This window comes from Microcoleus sp. B6-A1, from assembly GCF_036705085.1.
Classification (GTDB): Bacteria; Cyanobacteriota; Cyanobacteriia; order Cyanobacteriales; family Microcoleaceae; genus Microcoleus.
The window spans coordinates 13,460-29,045 of record NZ_JAUBTU010000003.1; the positions used below are offsets into that span (position 1 = coordinate 13,460).

General features: G+C 47.8%; 10 protein-coding genes. 7 read left to right on the forward strand and 3 right to left on the reverse strand.

The genetic code is table 11. From position 1 onward, the window contains the following. The first annotated feature begins 39 nt into the window (after positions 1 to 39). The 3 genes from QUB11_RS01550 to QUB11_RS01560 all read left to right on the forward strand — a co-directional run bounded on the left by QUB11_RS01550 (position 40) and on the right by QUB11_RS01560 (position 2,932). Complete coding sequence (locus tag QUB11_RS01550) at positions 40 to 186, forward strand: hypothetical protein (protein ID WP_333203961.1); 147 nt, start codon at positions 40 to 42, stop codon at positions 184 to 186. Positions 187 to 561: 375 nt separating this feature from the next. Beyond that, positions 562 to 1,455 carry an isoaspartyl peptidase/L-asparaginase family protein gene (locus QUB11_RS01555; RefSeq protein ID WP_333389481.1) on the forward strand — a complete coding sequence of 298 codons (894 nt, stop codon included), beginning with the start codon at positions 562 to 564 and terminating at the stop codon, positions 1,453 to 1,455. 202 nt (positions 1,456 to 1,657) lie between these two features. Then, positions 1,658 to 2,932, forward strand: coding sequence for a carbamoylphosphate synthase large subunit (locus QUB11_RS01560; protein WP_333389483.1), 1,275 nt, complete (start codon positions 1,658 to 1,660; stop codon positions 2,930 to 2,932). A 426-nt stretch (positions 2,933 to 3,358) separates the two neighbouring features. Here QUB11_RS01560 and QUB11_RS01565 read toward each other — a convergent pair whose 3' ends face one another. The 3 genes from QUB11_RS01565 to hisD all read right to left on the reverse strand — a co-directional run bounded on the left by QUB11_RS01565 (position 3,359) and on the right by hisD (position 7,973). Continuing rightward, complete coding sequence (locus tag QUB11_RS01565; protein ID WP_333389485.1) at positions 3,359 to 5,479, reverse strand: ATP-binding protein; 2,121 nt, start codon at positions 5,477 to 5,479, stop codon at positions 3,359 to 3,361. A gap of 427 nt (positions 5,480 to 5,906) precedes the next feature. Then, complete coding sequence (locus QUB11_RS01570) at positions 5,907 to 6,335, reverse strand: universal stress protein (RefSeq protein WP_333389487.1); 429 nt, start codon at positions 6,333 to 6,335, stop codon at positions 5,907 to 5,909. A 324-nt stretch (positions 6,336 to 6,659) separates the two neighbouring features. Beyond that, positions 6,660 to 7,973, reverse strand: coding sequence for a histidinol dehydrogenase (gene hisD, locus QUB11_RS01575; RefSeq protein WP_333389489.1), 1,314 nt, complete (start codon positions 7,971 to 7,973; stop codon positions 6,660 to 6,662). A 905-nt stretch (positions 7,974 to 8,878) separates the two neighbouring features. On the opposite strand from hisD, the gene rpsT reads away from it, so the two are divergent. From rpsT to QUB11_RS01595, 4 genes are all read left to right on the forward strand, one after another. Beyond that, positions 8,879 to 9,181, forward strand: coding sequence for a 30S ribosomal protein S20 (gene rpsT / locus QUB11_RS01580; RefSeq protein ID WP_333066838.1), 303 nt, complete (start codon positions 8,879 to 8,881; stop codon positions 9,179 to 9,181). Positions 9,182 to 9,542: 361 nt separating this feature from the next. Next, on the forward strand, positions 9,543 to 10,322 hold the full coding sequence (locus tag QUB11_RS01585) for a TatD family hydrolase (protein ID WP_333203938.1): 780 nt from the start codon (positions 9,543 to 9,545) through the stop codon (positions 10,320 to 10,322). A gap of 588 nt (positions 10,323 to 10,910) precedes the next feature. Beyond that, a complete protein-coding gene (rpoB, locus tag QUB11_RS01590; protein ID WP_333041547.1) occupies positions 10,911 to 14,297 on the forward strand; it encodes a DNA-directed RNA polymerase subunit beta in 3,387 nt (1,128 codons plus the stop codon). A gap of 169 nt (positions 14,298 to 14,466) precedes the next feature. Then, positions 14,467 to 15,555 carry an HNH endonuclease gene (locus tag QUB11_RS01595; protein ID WP_333203934.1) on the forward strand — a complete coding sequence of 363 codons (1,089 nt, stop codon included), beginning with the start codon at positions 14,467 to 14,469 and terminating at the stop codon, positions 15,553 to 15,555. Positions 15,556 to 15,586: the final 31 nt, after the last annotated feature.

Below are 15,586 nucleotides of genomic sequence, written 5' to 3' on the forward strand. Positions count from 1 at the left end.
CAAAGCTCGATCGCTACATTCTTTGAGCGGGAGATCATTTTGATTTTTCACCAGTGGTATGGGGGCGACGGTTGGGTGCAGTCTCGGTTGGAGGGAGTGTGGCTGCTGCCACTGAATTTGGGGCAAACGGCTAGTTTGTTGCGGCTGCGGGAGTTTTTGGCGGGTAAGTATAAAGGCTCAGAGTAAGGTGAAGCCCGATCGCACTTATTGTCTCTCAAAGTCTCCTTCTTCACCTTTACCAATTTTGCCTGTTAATGTGTAGTGCATCGCCTTAAATTTTACCCCCTTTTTACTCCCTAAATCTTTCAATTTCCCTAACTAACTCGAAGCCAAATTGCCTCACACTATTGACATAACTTTGGTCAGATATCTATTAATAATTTGTAAATAGCCAGGTCTGAAGGAACACCAAGCTCGACAAAAATAATTATCTCTGAAGATAGAAGAACCCCAAATTAAACACCGCTAATCTATAAAACTATGAGGGAGAAAAAACTACTTAAAAATTGATTAATGTAATAAATTTTTAAGTAGAGCTTAAGATAAAAACAAAGGAAATTTATGGTACTGAGTATTATTGTTCATGGTGGAGCAAAAACCATCTCAGAAGAGAAGGTTGCAGCCAACAATGCAGGCTGTACCGCAGCAGCCGAAGCTGGTTGGGCAGTGCTCACAAGCGGGGGTACAGCAGCAGAAGCTGTTGAGGCAGCTATCCGGGTTCTCGAAGCTGACCAGACATTTAACGCAGGCTTTGGATCGGTTCTCAACAACCAGGGAGAGGTAGAGCTAGACGCAGCGATCATGGAAGGCCGTTCATTAGCTTGGGGAGCCCTCGCCAATGTTCAAGGCGTGCGCCATCCCATCTCAGTGGCCCGAAAGATTATGGATAAAAAACCCATGTTCTTAGTAGCGGATCACGCCGAACATTTTGCAGCAGAAAATGGAGCCGAGATGTCTGCAAAAGAAGACTTAATCGCGGATGAGCAACAGGAAGAGTGGGAGGAGGAAAAAGAAGTTATTGACCGCCCCAATACCGTTGGTTGTGTAGCTTTAGATAGTAGTGGCACCTTAGTTGCCGGTACCTCAACAGGCGGCACTATGAATAAGCCCGCCGGTCGCGTCGGCGACAGCGCCATTATCGGCTCAGGCTTGTTTGCTGAAAATGAACAGGGCGGTTGCTCGACCACAGGCGATGGCGAGTCCATTATGCCAGTAGTTCTAGCTAAGAGGGCGATCGACATTCTAGCGTCCGGCAAGCACCCAGATGAAGCAGCGCAGATGGCAATTGAGACTCTGGCCTCTAAGGTGGCCGGAGAAGCTGGGTGCATCCTCATTGACCCTCAAGGGCGGGTTGGCTGGGCACATAACTCAACGGACATGGCTTGTGCTTATAGAACCTCAGAAATGGACAAGGTGGCTGTGTTCACTAAGAAAAAACAACTCGTCCATCGTTGAAATTATTGAGGCTGCATTCTCTCTAGTTGGAGAGAGTTAAAATTCCGCAACTAATCTCTTGTTTCCTAGCTATTAAGTAGCTTGACATCAATAAACACTTTGTCAATTTGTAGGGCGGGCCTTGCCCACCCTACTTTTAATTATGTCGAGCTACTTAATAGCTAGGAAAACAGTTCAATTCAAACTCGACTGGGATGTTTCTATGAACTCAACATACGACTTTCCTTACTTTCAGGGTAATTCTCTTTCCGATTTGTTTGCTCCAGACATCACAGATGCACGTTATGCGTTCATCCTAAATTACCCTGCAACTGCCAGTTGGGCTGCTTACCCCAACAGGGAAAAATACTTTATTCAAGACGGCAGCAGTGAAGCCACCAAAACTTCTTTCGACAAGATTGGCCAGAAGGAACCTTGGAAAAATCTGGCAGTGTTAGGCGATGCCATCCCAGGAATTGTGATTAATCACCCGCCGAACTCGCTGATTGACTATTGGCGGGAGCATTTGGGATTCAGCAACAGCAGTATGGAGATGATAGACTGCTCAACTTATCTCGAAGATCTCAGCGTAAGCGATCGCTTTGACAAACTCCTGACTCTATTTCCCTTCGACAATCTCAAACCCGAAAAACACGCCGTTCATCCCGACATCCACTACCACTTGCTCAGCAAAGCAACGCTAGCAGAATTAGGCGTGCAATGTCCGAAATACGAAACCTACAATCTGCACGAAGTCAATCTCGAAAGCATTCAGTTACCAGAGCAATTCCCCTACTTGATTAAAACATCTCACGGACTTTCTGGAGAAGGCACTTATATTATCAAAAGCGCCAGCGATATGAACTACTGCTTGCAGGAAGTGAGGAAATATCTCGATATTAAGTTGCTGGATACGATTATTGTCTCGGAATTCGTCAAGAATGAAGTGCAGAACTATTGCGTGCAGTTTTATGTAAGCAAAACGGGAAATATCACGCTTATCGGCACTACCGGCCAACTTGTCACTCCAGAGGGCAACTATTTAGGGGGACTGATTCACTACCGCGAAACCGACATGAGTAGGTTTTTTGAGATGATTGCCGCTATTGGTAAATATGCTCATCAACAGGGTTATTTCGGCGTTATTGGCTTCGACGTGCTGGAAGACTCTGAGGGACTGTTGTATGCCATTGATGCCAATTTCCGAGTTAATGGCTCGACTCCGCTTTGCTTACAGCGCAATACCTTACTGGGGCTGGGAAAGGAGGTGGCTCAATATTCCAGTAACTACCGCATGGATGGGACTTTGGAATCGATTCTTGTCACGCTGAAATCAGAACTCGATCGCAAGGACTTGATAATCTTGTCGGCTTTAGAGAAGGTTAAATACGGGAAAATCTACACGGAAATTTACGGGATAGTTGCGGGTGAGGATATGAAGGAAATGCACCACATCGAGCAGAATTTGCACAGTAAGGGATTGCAGCAAGTTGGTTGATATCTACTCTACCGATTGCAGCGGTTATGGGGTTTTCCCCCTCATCTCGCGCCCAGGGTTCGGTGATATCGGGAAACGGGCCATCAAAAATCAAAATTGAAGGTTCCACAGCTTTGAAGTGACCGAAAGCATCCAGGATACAAGCCCCCGGATTCATCCGTGGAGAAATAAAAAACCTGTAAGCTGTTCTGCATTTAAATTGTATGTCAAAAAATAATCAAACTATTGTGGGGAGTAGGGGCCCTAGCGTCCCGCCCGCCCTGAACCTACAATTTAAATGCGCGACAGCTTATCCGATAAACTTGCCCCCGAATTTATCCGTGGGGTCCATGCTTCAATCTAAAATCTAAAATCTAAAATCTAAAATCGATAGACCCGATTCATGGGGTTCGGCAAGATAATGCCACAGTTCGCGAATATCCTCAACTAAATAACACTTTGATTTAGGGGAATTTCGATCCAAAACTCTGTTCTTTCTCCGGGTTCTGATGTACACCACAGTTTCCCTTTATGCTTTTGGATCACAATTTGATAACTAATAGACATCCCCATTCCCGTACCTTTTCCTACCGATTTGGTGGTAAAAAATGGGTCAAATAGCCGTTTTTTGACTTCCTCTGTGATGCCACACCCATTATCAGCAATACAAATTCTGACCAATTCTGAGTTATACAGACTCGTACTAATCCGAATTGTCTTTTTCTCCACCCGATGCTCATCTAAAGCATCCAGAGCATTTGTCAGAATATTCATAAATACCTGGTTAAGCTGTCCTGCATAACATTCGATCGGCGGCAGATTACCGTACTCTTTGATCACTTCAATCTCTGGATGTGTGTGTCTGGGCTTGAGACGATTTTGCAGAATCATCAGGGTGCTTTCAATGCCTTCATGGATATCGACAGCTTTGAAATCTGCTTCGTCCAATCGAGAAAAGTTCCGTAGAGATTTAACAATATCGCGGATACGTTCTGAACCTACTTTCATAGAGTTGAGCAGTTTTGATAAGTCTTCGCTCAAAAATTCGATCTCAATATCTTCCGACTTGGCTTGAATCTCCGATACCGGCTGGGGATAATACTTTTGATAAAGCTGTACTAGCTCTAGTAAATCTTGGGTATATTGGCTAAGATGAGATAAATTACCGTGAATAAAATTCGCGGGATTATTCACTTCATGGGCAATCCCGGCTACCAGTTGCCCCAGAGATGACATTTTCTCACTTTGGATGAGTTGGGCTTGAGTCTCCCGTAGTTCTTGAGTGCGTTCTTCTACTTTTTGTTCAAGGGTTTGGTAAGAGTTCTTTAATTCGTGACTCATTTGATTAAAAGATACTGATAAACTTACCAATTCCTCTACGAGAGTGTCGGGAACATTTTGCTCGAAATTTCCACTGGCGATCGCCTGACTGGCTTGACTCAATCGCCGAATAGGTTTAGCTATCCATTGTGAAGTGATAATTGCTAATCCTGTTGCGATTACCAGTGATAATAGACAAAGGATAATCGTCGTAGTTCTATTATAATTTATTTGCTCCATAAAATCAGATTCAGGCACGACGACTACAATTAGCCAATCGATGCCTCTACCATCATTCAGCGGTAGCAACTGAACAAACTGCCGCTCACTTTTGAGGGTAAATTCTAACTGTTCTGATTTATGAATTTGGTCAAAGTTACCAAAATATTTCAGCAAATATTTGGCTGTCTCCCGCACAAATGGTTCCCTACTTTCCACGGCGTCAATCATTTTCTGAGCTTTACCTTGTCCTTTGATTAGTGGCTCTGTTGTGGAACTAGAAATCATTGAACCCGATCGCTCCATCACAAAAGCCTTACCTGTTTTACCAATAGACAAACTTCCCAGAAATTCCCTTAAATTTTCTGAGAGGACAACAAGAGTGGCACAGACACCCAGAAGTTTACCTTCTGGGTCATAGACAGGTTCGCTGGCAGTAATTGCAGGCTTACCATTGTTGACAATATTCACAAAAATATTGCTCCAAGTAGGTCTCCCTGCTTTCACAGCAGAAAGATACCAGGGGCGTTGGCGAGGATCGTAAGAAGAGTTTACCTGTTCTAGGAATTTTCGCCTATCGCCCCAATTATCCATTTCATAAAAATAAAAATGATAGTTTGTTTCTTGATTACTCGCAGTCATCGCGATTTTTGACTCTCGACGAGTCGCACCCAGATAATATCCTTGAGCATCGCCACAATAGGATGAAAAAACAAAAGGGGAAATTTGCACTTGGGTTAAAAATTGCTTAGCGTTGCGGCCATTCACCATGTCCATGTGGCCCTGTGCAAAAGCGACTGAATTCACACGATTGATATCATGAGGTTTGTTGATATATTGCTTGAGTTCTCCTTCAATGCGTGCTATTAGTTCCTGACGAAGTTGAGCCGCCACATCGTTAACCGCTTTTTGTCCATTGCGTAAGGAAAGCCAACCTGTTAAGCTCACTGCTGTAAAGATTTGTAGAACAAATGGAACAACAAGAACACCGCGCAGAGGAATTTTTAGGCACTTCGCAGTTGGAGGCATAGATGATAATGCTTAGCCATTGGTTCTTTGTCTATCATAATATCAATTCCTCAAAGGAGCCTGAAGCGGAGCTATCCCGATCGTGAATCGCCCTTTTTGTAGCCCCGTTACTCTGCGGTTAAAAGCGATCGCTTACTGGAAGTTTTTTATTTGTCCGTTGGTCGGTAAATTGACAAAATAGCATATATTTGATAGAGCGTTAATTTTTACATTCTACTAACAAATGATCTTATACAAAATCCGGGTTGCTCATCCCCTTTATCCTATGGTATGGTGCGTCGATTGATCGCTTTCTGGGGAGCAAGCATTGTTCGTGGCGAGGCACCCTACTTTTACTAAACATCAAGGGGATACGATATCCGGATTGGGTATTAATAGCTATCTTGGTTGATGTAAATGCAATAGTCGATCGCATTTACCAGCCTACTTACTTCGCCCGCACCACCAACACCGAACAAGGAGCCTCAGCCACAACCTCCGCACTCACCGAACCCTCCAAAATTCGCTTTAAACCAGTCAAACCCCGACAGCCGATCGCAATTAAATCCGCCTTATAGATATGAGCTAAACGCACAATTTCTTCTGCAGGTTGTCCCGAAACAATCTCCAATTCGCTCTGGCAAGGCAACTTTTCCTGATAAGATTGCAGCAACTTCTCTACCTCTCGGTAAGCAATCTCATCTCCTTGAGCGTGAGGTCGATCGACAACCGCGTCAAAATCCGACGTACCAGAACTCACAACATGAACTAGAATCACCTTTGCCGTCGGTTCTAGCTGAAATTGTCCTACAACTTGCAATACCTGAGTCGCTAACTCTGAATTGTCGATCGCTACCAAAACAGTATTCAATACCATGCACCTTTAAATTTCAGATATTTAGACTTTAAATTTTTCGTTGATTGTCGCCTACTTTCGACAATTTCGCGCTTCCCACCAACATCATTATTACCTACCCAGAAACCCGGTTTCTTAACATAATTGCGTCATTTAAGCAAGATTCTTGAAGAAACCGGGTTTCTTAAGCCCGCAGTGCGTAAGTAGGTAGGTGCAAATAAACTGGGCCGCTTGTCACAGAATGTAAAGCTACCATAATCGCAAGAGAATTGCTTCCTTTCACTGCATTTCACTCGCTTTTGACTACCTATGTATTTTGCCGATCGCCCATCTCAAATTTACCATCTAAAACTCACCCTTTCCCTCATTTTCAGTCCGCAGCCGCACCGAATCAGCGTGAGAAGGAAGCCCCTCTGCTTCGGCCAATACATTAATCGCCCTACTCACCTTCTTAAGTGCAGCCGGCGAATATTGAATCAAACTCGAATGCTTCATAAAAGTTTCGACACCCAGCGGCGACGCATAGCGCGGAGCCCCAGAAGTCGGCAAAGTGTGATTCGGGCCAGCCAAATAATCACCTACAGCTTCCGGCGTCGAGCAGCCCAAGAAAATCGCCCCAGCGTGGCGAATTTGGTCGAGCAAAGCCCAAGGATCTGCAACTTGCAATTCCAAGTGTTCGGGCGCAAACTCGTTAGAGAGTTCCGCCGCCGCTTTGAGCGAGTCAACTACCACGACTAAACCATAGTTGGCGATCGCCTTTTCTGTTAAAGTTCGGCGCGGGTGATTTGCCAACTGTCTGTCTACCTCAGCTACCACCTTCCTAGCCAGCACCGAATCCGCCGTCAGCAAAATTGCCGACGCCATCGAATCGTGCTCAGCTTGAGCCAACATATCCGCAGCCACGTGTACAGGATTCGCCGAAGCATCCGCAATAATCAACACCTCCGACGGGCCAGCCAGAGAATCGATCCCCACAGTCCCGTAAACCAGTTTTTTAGCCAGGGTGACGTAAATATTCCCCGGCCCAGTAATTAAATCCACCTTCGGAATAGTTTCCGTACCGTAGGCCAAAGCCGCGATCGCCTGCGCCCCGCCTACCCGATAAATCTCATCAACTCCCGCTTCCTGAGCCGCTACCAGCACCGCAGGATTCATTTTCTTCTCCTGTCCGGGGGGAGTACACATCACCAGTCTCGGCACCTTGGCGACCTTCGCAGGAACCGCATTCATGATCACCGAGCTTGGATAGGACGCCTGACCGCCAGGAATATAGATTCCCGCTCGATCGACCGGCGTGTAGCGCTTACCCAAAACAATCTCGTCATCACCAAACTGCACCCAAGACTTGGGTACGCGCTGTCGGTGAAACGCCTCTACCTGTTTGCAAGCCAGCCGGATGGCATTTAATAATTCTTTAGACACCTGTTGGTAAGCAGCATCCAATTCGGCGCCGCTCACCCGTAAATCTTCCACATTTAGGGTCATGCGGTCAAATTCAGCAGTGTAGTGCAGCACAGCCTGATCGCCTCTGCGCCTTACAGCTTGCAGCACCTCCCGCACGGTGGCTTCTTTGTGAACGACAAGTTCGTCATGGGTGCGATCGCAGATCCGTCGCAGTTCAGCTTGTGCCTCAACCCACTGAGTAATGATTCGCAGCATGGAGATTAGGAATGCCGTCTATAACTTCACTAACATTTGCTTGACAATTGGGGATTTTTGTGGCGATCTCCTAGAGAAGTAGGCCACCACCAGTCCACAAGCTTAAACCGCGAGAGTCGCGGCATTTTCCAAGGCTTCAGTGCAGCATTTAAATCTCTGTCGAGGATTTTGCAACACTGAGGACAAGTCACGACCTTCTCTCTTGAATTGCCCGCCAGAGAACCGGTTGCGGAGGGAGAGGGTGGGAACGCAGAGGGGGAGAGTGTCCGACCCCGATAATATCCGAGAGGGAGAGTGTTCGAGGGGGAGAATTTTGATTCTGCCTTCTACCTTCTACCTTCTGATCCGGCTGTCTTCTACCTTCTACCTTCTACCTTCAGCTTTTTACCTTCTACCTTCGGTAAGTGCTTCTTGCCGAAGCCCAAATAACCCGTATTCTTTGTTATAGCTTAACTTGGATTTTTCCGAGAATTGGATTTTAAGCAAAATAGGTGCTATATTAGTTTTTCCAACACCTGATATTTTTTTTATAAAAAAACGCCAAATTATTGTATACTTGAAAATTGCGCGCAAGAAACCGTGACTTTAACTCGTGACGGTGGAAACACCGCAAAACGCCTCCGTAACACCCGTGTCATACCTGTGGGTATTGTCAGGGGTAAAAAACAGGCAGTTAAATGAGTCAATAAAAAATTATTGCGCGGGCCTCGCCAAAAAGTAGCCACAGATTCAGCTCAATCTGAATCTCAATCTGAGCGAATCGAGAGTGGCTGTCTCACTCCGCTCTTAAAAATCAAGCTTTTTGCGGATCGATCCCGAAAAGGTTGTCCTTCAAAATCCCCCTGTCTTGGGACTGTCTTGAGACTAGGGTGTATCAATGAATACCTACTTCCAGCAACTGAACTATGGCAAATATTAAGTCCGCCGTCAAACGAGTCAAAATCGCCGAACGTAACCGCTTGTACAACAAATCTTACAAGTCAGCGGTCAAAACTTTGATGAAGAAGTATTTCGCTGCCGTAGACAAGTACGCAGCAGCTCCGAGCCCGGAATTAATGCAAGAAGTCCAACAGCGAATGTCTGAGGCATACAGCAAAATTGACAAAGCTGTCAAAAAAGGTGTACTCCACCGCAACAACGGCGCTCGCAAAAAGTCCCGCTTGGCAAGAACCCTCAAGCCACACGAAACATCCTCGGTAGCGTCTTAAGGAAGCAGAAAGTTCGGCAACGAAGCAGTGTACAAGATTGAAGGGATGGATGTTGAGGGAAGAAGTCAATCGATTTTCGATTTTCGATTTTCGATTTTCGATTTTCGATTGAAGCATTGACCCCACGGATAAATACGTTCGGCAAGTTTCATCGGATACAGGTTTTTTATTTCTGGACGGATGAATCACGTGGCGGGTATCCTGGATGCTTGATTGTCAAGCGTGAAGCAGGAAGAAGGAAGAAAGAAGACGGAAGATTTTTCCCGCACACTCTCTGCCACTCCCACTCCCAGACTCTCTCACTCCCCCCCCGCCCTATCCCACCAAGACTCTCCCGTATCACCTCTAATCTGCTTCCCCCATGCAGCTCATCGACACTCACGTTCATATCAACTTTGAAATCTACAAATCTGAGTTAGAAGCCATTCGAGAACGCTGGCGCGAAGCTGGTGTAGTTCGGCTGGTTCATTCTTGTGTAGAGCCAGAAGAGTTTGCCGGTATTCAAGCAATCGCCAACCAGTTTGCAGAAGTGTCCTTTGCGGTTGGACTCCACCCCCTAGATGCGGACAAGTGGAAAGACGAGACTGCCAGCCAGATTAGGGAATTAGCAAGTTCGGACTCTAGGGTAGTGGCGATCGGCGAAACCGGACTGGACTTTTTTAAAGCTGACGATCGAGAACACCAGTTTAAAGTGTTTGAGGCACAGCTTTCAATCGCCCAGGAACTTGACAAACCAGTCATTATCCACTGTCGCGACGCCGCCGCCCCAATGGCCGAAATGCTGAGGAACTTTTGGCAAACACGGGGGCCAGTGCGCGGGGTCATGCACTGCTGGGGAGGCACACCCGAAGAAACCCAGTGGTTTTTAGACCTAGGTTTCTACATCAGTTTTAGCGGAACAGTCACCTTTAAAAAAGCCTTGCAAATACAAGAATCAGCTTGTATGGTAAATAGCGATCGCATCCTAGTCGAGACAGATTGCCCTTTTCTCGCCCCCGTACCCCAGCGGGGAAAACGCAACGAACCAGCCTACGTCTACTACGTAGCCGAGCAAGTTGCTAAATTGAGAGGAGTTTCTCTCTTAACTTTGTCCCAGCAGACAACCGAAAATGCCTGTCAGCTATTCGGCTTTTCAGTTTAGTTATAGCAGAACAGAGAAACGAGGAAAACAGGTCGATTTAGGGGCAAGCTATAGGGATAATCCCATTTCTATCCTGCCAGAAAAACCGGATTCATCCTTTGTGTGAGATTCTTTTGGCGTTGCCTGCTGCGATGGGATTTGCGTCCTATAATAAAAGAACCAACCGATCGGGCGTTGGCTTAGTATCCGCGACTGCGATGTCGCCCGCTTGAGGCCAACACAACGCGAGTACGCCAACCTTCGGGATCGCCAAAAACTTCACGCAATACCTCAAACTTACACATAGCGAAGAAACTTGGAACCTCAGCAATTTGGCAATAGCTGTCCAGTCAATTTTAGGAGTCAAAAGTGTAGGGGATTTACCCTGGAACACCACGAGATCGGAGCTAAAAGCATCTCGATCGAAACCAAAATCCGCACAAAAATACTGCGAGCAACCCGAAAAAATAACCGTTGCAGCAGTTGGTAGGCGATCGAAAACATCATATAAATTCTCTCACACAATCAATCAAAAAAACGCAACAAGGTAAAAAAGCCCAGCCTTGGCGCCATGTAAAAAGCTAGAGCCACTGCGGAAAAAGGACACCCATGACCACTAAAGATTACACAGAATTCGCCTTCACCTTGCCCGATTTGATCGAAATCCAGCGGGCAAGTTTTCGCTGGTTCCTAGAAGCCGGGCTGATCGAAGAACTCGACAGCTTCTCCCCGATTACAGACTACACCGGGAAGCTGGAACTTCACTTCATGGGCAAAGACTTCAAACTCAAGCGCCCAAAATACGACGTGGACGAAGCCAAGCGCAGGGACAGCACCTACTCGGTGCAAATGTACGTCCCCACCCGCCTGATTAACAAAGAAACAGGGGAAATCAAAGAACAAGAAGTCTTCATCGGCGATTTGCCCTTGATGACCGAGCGCGGCACTTTCATCATCAACGGCGCGGAACGGGTGATTGTCAACCAAATCGTGCGTTCCCCCGGCGTCTACTACAAATCGGAAACCGACAAAAACGGTCGCCGTTCCTATAACGCCTCGCTCATCCCCAACCGAGGCGCTTGGCTCAAGTTTGAAACAGACAAAAACGATTTAGTCTGGGTCAGAATCGACAAAACCCGCAAACTATCGGCTCAGGTGCTGCTCAAAGCCCTCGGCCTCACCGACGGCGAAATCTACGACTCCCTGCGGCACCCGGAATACTTCCAAAAGACGATCGAGAAAGAAGGACAATTCGGCGAAGAAGAAGCTTTGATGGAGCTCTACCGCAAACTCCGTCCAGGTGAACCCCCCACCGTAGCGGGCGGCGAACAGCTCCTTAACTCGCGCTTTTTCGACCCCAAACGCTACGATTTGGGCCGAGTCGGCCGCTACAAACTCAACAAAAAATTGCGCTTGACAGTCCCCGATACCATGCGGGTGCTGACATCCCAAGATATCTTGACGGCGATCGACTACTTAATTAACCTCGAATTCGACATCGGCTCCACCGACGACATCGACCACTTAGGCAACCGTCGCGTCCGCAGTGTCGGAGAACTGCTGCAAAACCAAGTCCGAGTCGGACTCAACCGCTTAGAACGGATTATCCGCGAAAGAATGACCGTCTCGGATGCCGACTCCCTCAGCCCCGCTTCTCTGGTCAACCCCAAACCGCTGGTAGCAGCAATCAAGGAATTCTTCGGTTCCTCCCAGCTATCCCAGTTCATGGATCAAACCAACCCTCTGGCAGAACTGACGCACAAACGTCGGCTTTCCGCCTTGGGCCCTGGAGGTCTGACTCGGGAACGCGCCGGGTTTGCAGTACGGGACATTCACCCGTCCCACTACGGCCGGATTTGCCCGATCGAAACACCAGAAGGCCCCAACGCCGGTCTGATCGGTTCCTTAGCAACCCACGCCCGCGTCAACCCCTACGGCTTCATCGAAACTCCTTTTTATCCAGTAGAAAAAGGACGGGTGCTGCGCGACAAAGCCCCTGTTTACATGACAGCCGATGAAGAAGACGATTTGCGCGTCGCCCCCGGAGACATCAGCCTCGACGAAAACAACAACCTCTTGGGCGAAACCGTAGCCGTCCGCTACCGCCAAGAATTCACTACCACCACTCCGATGCAGGTGGACTACATGGCGATTTCGCCCGTGCAAATCGTCTCCGTCGCGACATCGCTGATTCCGTTCTTGGAACACGACGACGCCAACCGAGCTCTGATGGGATCGAATATGCAGCGGCAAGCTGTGCCGCTACTGAAACCAGAACGGCCCCTAGTCGGTACGGGCTTGGAAGCTCAGGCGGCCAGAGATTCCGGGATGGTTGTGGTTTCCCGGATCGACGGCGAGGTGATTTACATCGACGCTACCCGGATTATTGTCAAACCCCTGGCTGTAGATGCCGAATCGAATTCCAGCGAAGAACATTTCCTGATTAAGGAATACGACGATCTCAAAGTCAAACAGCCCTCGGTTTGGAAGCAAAAATATGCTGGCTGCATCGAACACGAACTGCAAAAATATCAGCGTTCTAACCAGGATACTTGCTTAAACCAGCGTCCGCTGATTTATGAGGGCGATCGCGTCGTAGCAGGTCAAGTGCTCGCCGACGGTTCCTCCACCGAAGGGGCAGAACTCGCTCTGGGTCACAACATCCTCGTAGCTTATATGCCCTGGGAAGGCTACAACTACGAAGACGCCATGCTAATTAGCGAGCGTTTGGTGTACGAAGATGTCTACACATCGATCCACATTGAAAAATACGAAATCGAAGCCCGCCAAACCAAACTCGGCCCCGAAGAAATCACCCGTGAAATTCCTAACGTCGGCGAAGACGCGCTGCGTCAGCTAGACGAACAGGGCATTATCCGCAAAGGTGCTTGGGTAGAAGCCAGCGACATCCTAGTGGGCAAAGTCACCCCCAAAGGCGAATCCGACCAACCGCCGGAAGAAAAACTGCTGAGGGCAATCTTCGGCGAAAAAGCCCGCGACGTGCGCGACAATTCCCTCCGCGTCCCTAACGGCGAAAAAGGCCGCGTGGTGGACGTGCGGGTGTTTACCCGCGAACAGGGCGACGAACTGCCCCCCGGCGCCAACATGGTCGTCCGCGTCTACGTGGCTCAAAAGCGCAAGATTCAAGTCGGCGACAAAATGGCCGGCCGCCACGGAAATAAGGGTATTGTGTCCCGCATTCTGCCGATGGAGGATATGCCTTATTTGCCCGACGGAACTCCCGTTGACATAGTGCTCAATCCCTTGGGCGTACCGTCGCGGATGAACGTGGGTCAGATTTTTGAGTGCTTGCTAGGATGGGCGGGCGAAAATCTGTCGATGCGGTTCAAGATGGTGCCTTTTGATGAAATGCACGGGGCTGAAAAGTCGCGCGAAACCGTACACGGCAAGCTACAGGAGGCACGCGAAAAAACCGGCAAGCCTTGGGTGTTTAATGAAAAGCACCCCGGTAAGACTATTGTCTACGATGGCCGAACTGGGGAACCGTTCGATCGCCCGATCACAGTCGGCATCGCCTATATGCTGAAGCTGGTTCACTTAGTAGACGATAAGATCCACGCCCGTAGCACAGGCCCTTACTCGCTGGTAACGCAGCAGCCTTTGGGCGGCAAAGCGCAGCAGGGGGGTCAGCGGTTCGGAGAAATGGAAGTCTGGGCGCTGGAAGCGTTCGGCGCCGCTTATACTTTGCAAGAGTTGCTGACTGTGAAGTCGGACGATATGCAGGGGCGGAATGAAGCGCTGAATGCCATTGTCAAAGGCAAAGCTATTCCGCGCCCCGGTACGCCGGAATCTTTCAAGGTGCTGATGCGGGAGTTGCAGTCTTTGTGCTTGGATATTGCCGTGCACAAGGTGAATACGTCCGACGAGGGCAGCGAACACGTTGAGGTGGATTTGATGGCGGATGCTGGGGGCAAGCGATCGCCCTCCCGGCCTACTTACGAATCGCTTTCTCGTGACGAACTTGACGAGGATTAGGGATTTTAGATTTTAGATTTTAGATTTTAGATTGAAGAATTGTTTGACAGCATTCAATCTTACATCTCACATCTCACATCTAAAATCGAGAAGTCCCAATTAAAATGCCTCAGCAGTGGTACGAACACTGGTGAGGCGAATCAACGCTCTTAAGAGGAGAGACGCTGACATGACTATTGTAACAGTTGTCCCAGGAATAGAAGGAGAATTTGACCGGGCGACAGGCTGTATTAACTGGCAAGGGAGCAAGTTTGGCAACGGTTACGGGCGCAAGTGGCTCGATGGCAAAACGGTATTAGTCCACCGATTAGTCCTCGAATCAAAAATAGCAGGATTCCTTGGTTCCGGTTATTTTGCTTGCCACACCTGTGACAATCGAAGCTGCATCAACCCAGCACATCTCGTAGCGGGAACTGCGGCGGAAAATACCGGGCAGATGATCGAGCGCGATCGCAAAACTCCCAGACGCAAAAGTATTCCCGGTATTGGCATATTGTCGATCGCACAACTCCGGGAAATTCAGACTAAATATTTATCTGGAACAGTCAAAAACCACCTAGCAAAAGAGTATGGAGTACAACATGAAACTATTACTAAGATACTTCAGACAAATATTCCCGATAACTTCACTACAGTTTTGCCCGGTTTTTTAGGAGAAATTCAAGACAACGGCTGCATCATTTTTCAAGGCTCAAAGGACGGTCAAGGCTATGGCAGATACTGGAAAAATGGGAAATCGAAATCAGTTACTCGTGCTGTTTTAGCTGAGAAATTAGGATGTGAAATTCCGACTTCGATAGATGCTTGTCATACCTGCGACAATCCCAGTTGTATTAATCCAGAACACCTTTGGGGTGGTACTCGCACTCAAAATTCATTAGATGCTTCTAAGAAAGGACGCACTCAAGGCAAAAGTCATCCCCTTTCCAATGCCAAATTAGACTGGGAAAATGTGCGAGAAATTAGGCAAAAGCTAGCAGCCGGAAAGAGGATGAAGGATGTAGCACAGGAATACAGTGTCGACCGCAAAACCATACACGATATTAAGTATCACGTCACTTGGAAAGAAGAAGGTCAAGAGGTTCCAGTTCCCCGCATGGGTGGACATCTCGAACGCAAGCTAACTTTTGCTCAAGCTATTGAGATCCGAGAACGAATCCAAGCCGGAGAATCCCTTGCTAAAATAGCTCAGGAATTTGGAGTATCCAGAAATATCATTTCTGATATTAAAAGAAACATCACCTATAGAGGAGCGTAATATTGATTTGAGTTCAAAACGAAGCAAACAA

What these genes read in the sequence shown, in the direction of transcription:
- QUB11_RS01555 (WP_333389481.1), top strand. Translation starts at nt 562, where the DNA reads ATGGTACTGAGTATTATTGTTCATGGTGGAGCAAAAACCATCTCAGAA.
- QUB11_RS01560 (WP_333389483.1), top strand. Translation starts at nt 1,658, where the DNA reads ATGAACTCAACATACGACTTTCCTTACTTTCAGGGTAATTCTCTTTCC.
- QUB11_RS01565 (WP_333389485.1), bottom strand. Translation starts at nt 5,479, where the DNA reads ATGCCTCCAACTGCGAAGTGCCTAAAAATTCCTCTGCGCGGTGTTCTT.
- QUB11_RS01570 (WP_333389487.1), bottom strand. Translation starts at nt 6,335, where the DNA reads ATGGTATTGAATACTGTTTTGGTAGCGATCGACAATTCAGAGTTAGCG.
- hisD (WP_333389489.1), bottom strand. Translation starts at nt 7,973, where the DNA reads ATGCTGCGAATCATTACTCAGTGGGTTGAGGCACAAGCTGAACTGCGA.
- rpsT (WP_333066838.1), top strand. Translation starts at nt 8,879, where the DNA reads ATGGCAAATATTAAGTCCGCCGTCAAACGAGTCAAAATCGCCGAACGT.
- QUB11_RS01585 (WP_333203938.1), top strand. Translation starts at nt 9,543, where the DNA reads ATGCAGCTCATCGACACTCACGTTCATATCAACTTTGAAATCTACAAA.
- rpoB (WP_333041547.1), top strand. Translation starts at nt 10,911, where the DNA reads ATGACCACTAAAGATTACACAGAATTCGCCTTCACCTTGCCCGATTTG.
- QUB11_RS01595 (WP_333203934.1), top strand. Translation starts at nt 14,467, where the DNA reads ATGACTATTGTAACAGTTGTCCCAGGAATAGAAGGAGAATTTGACCGG.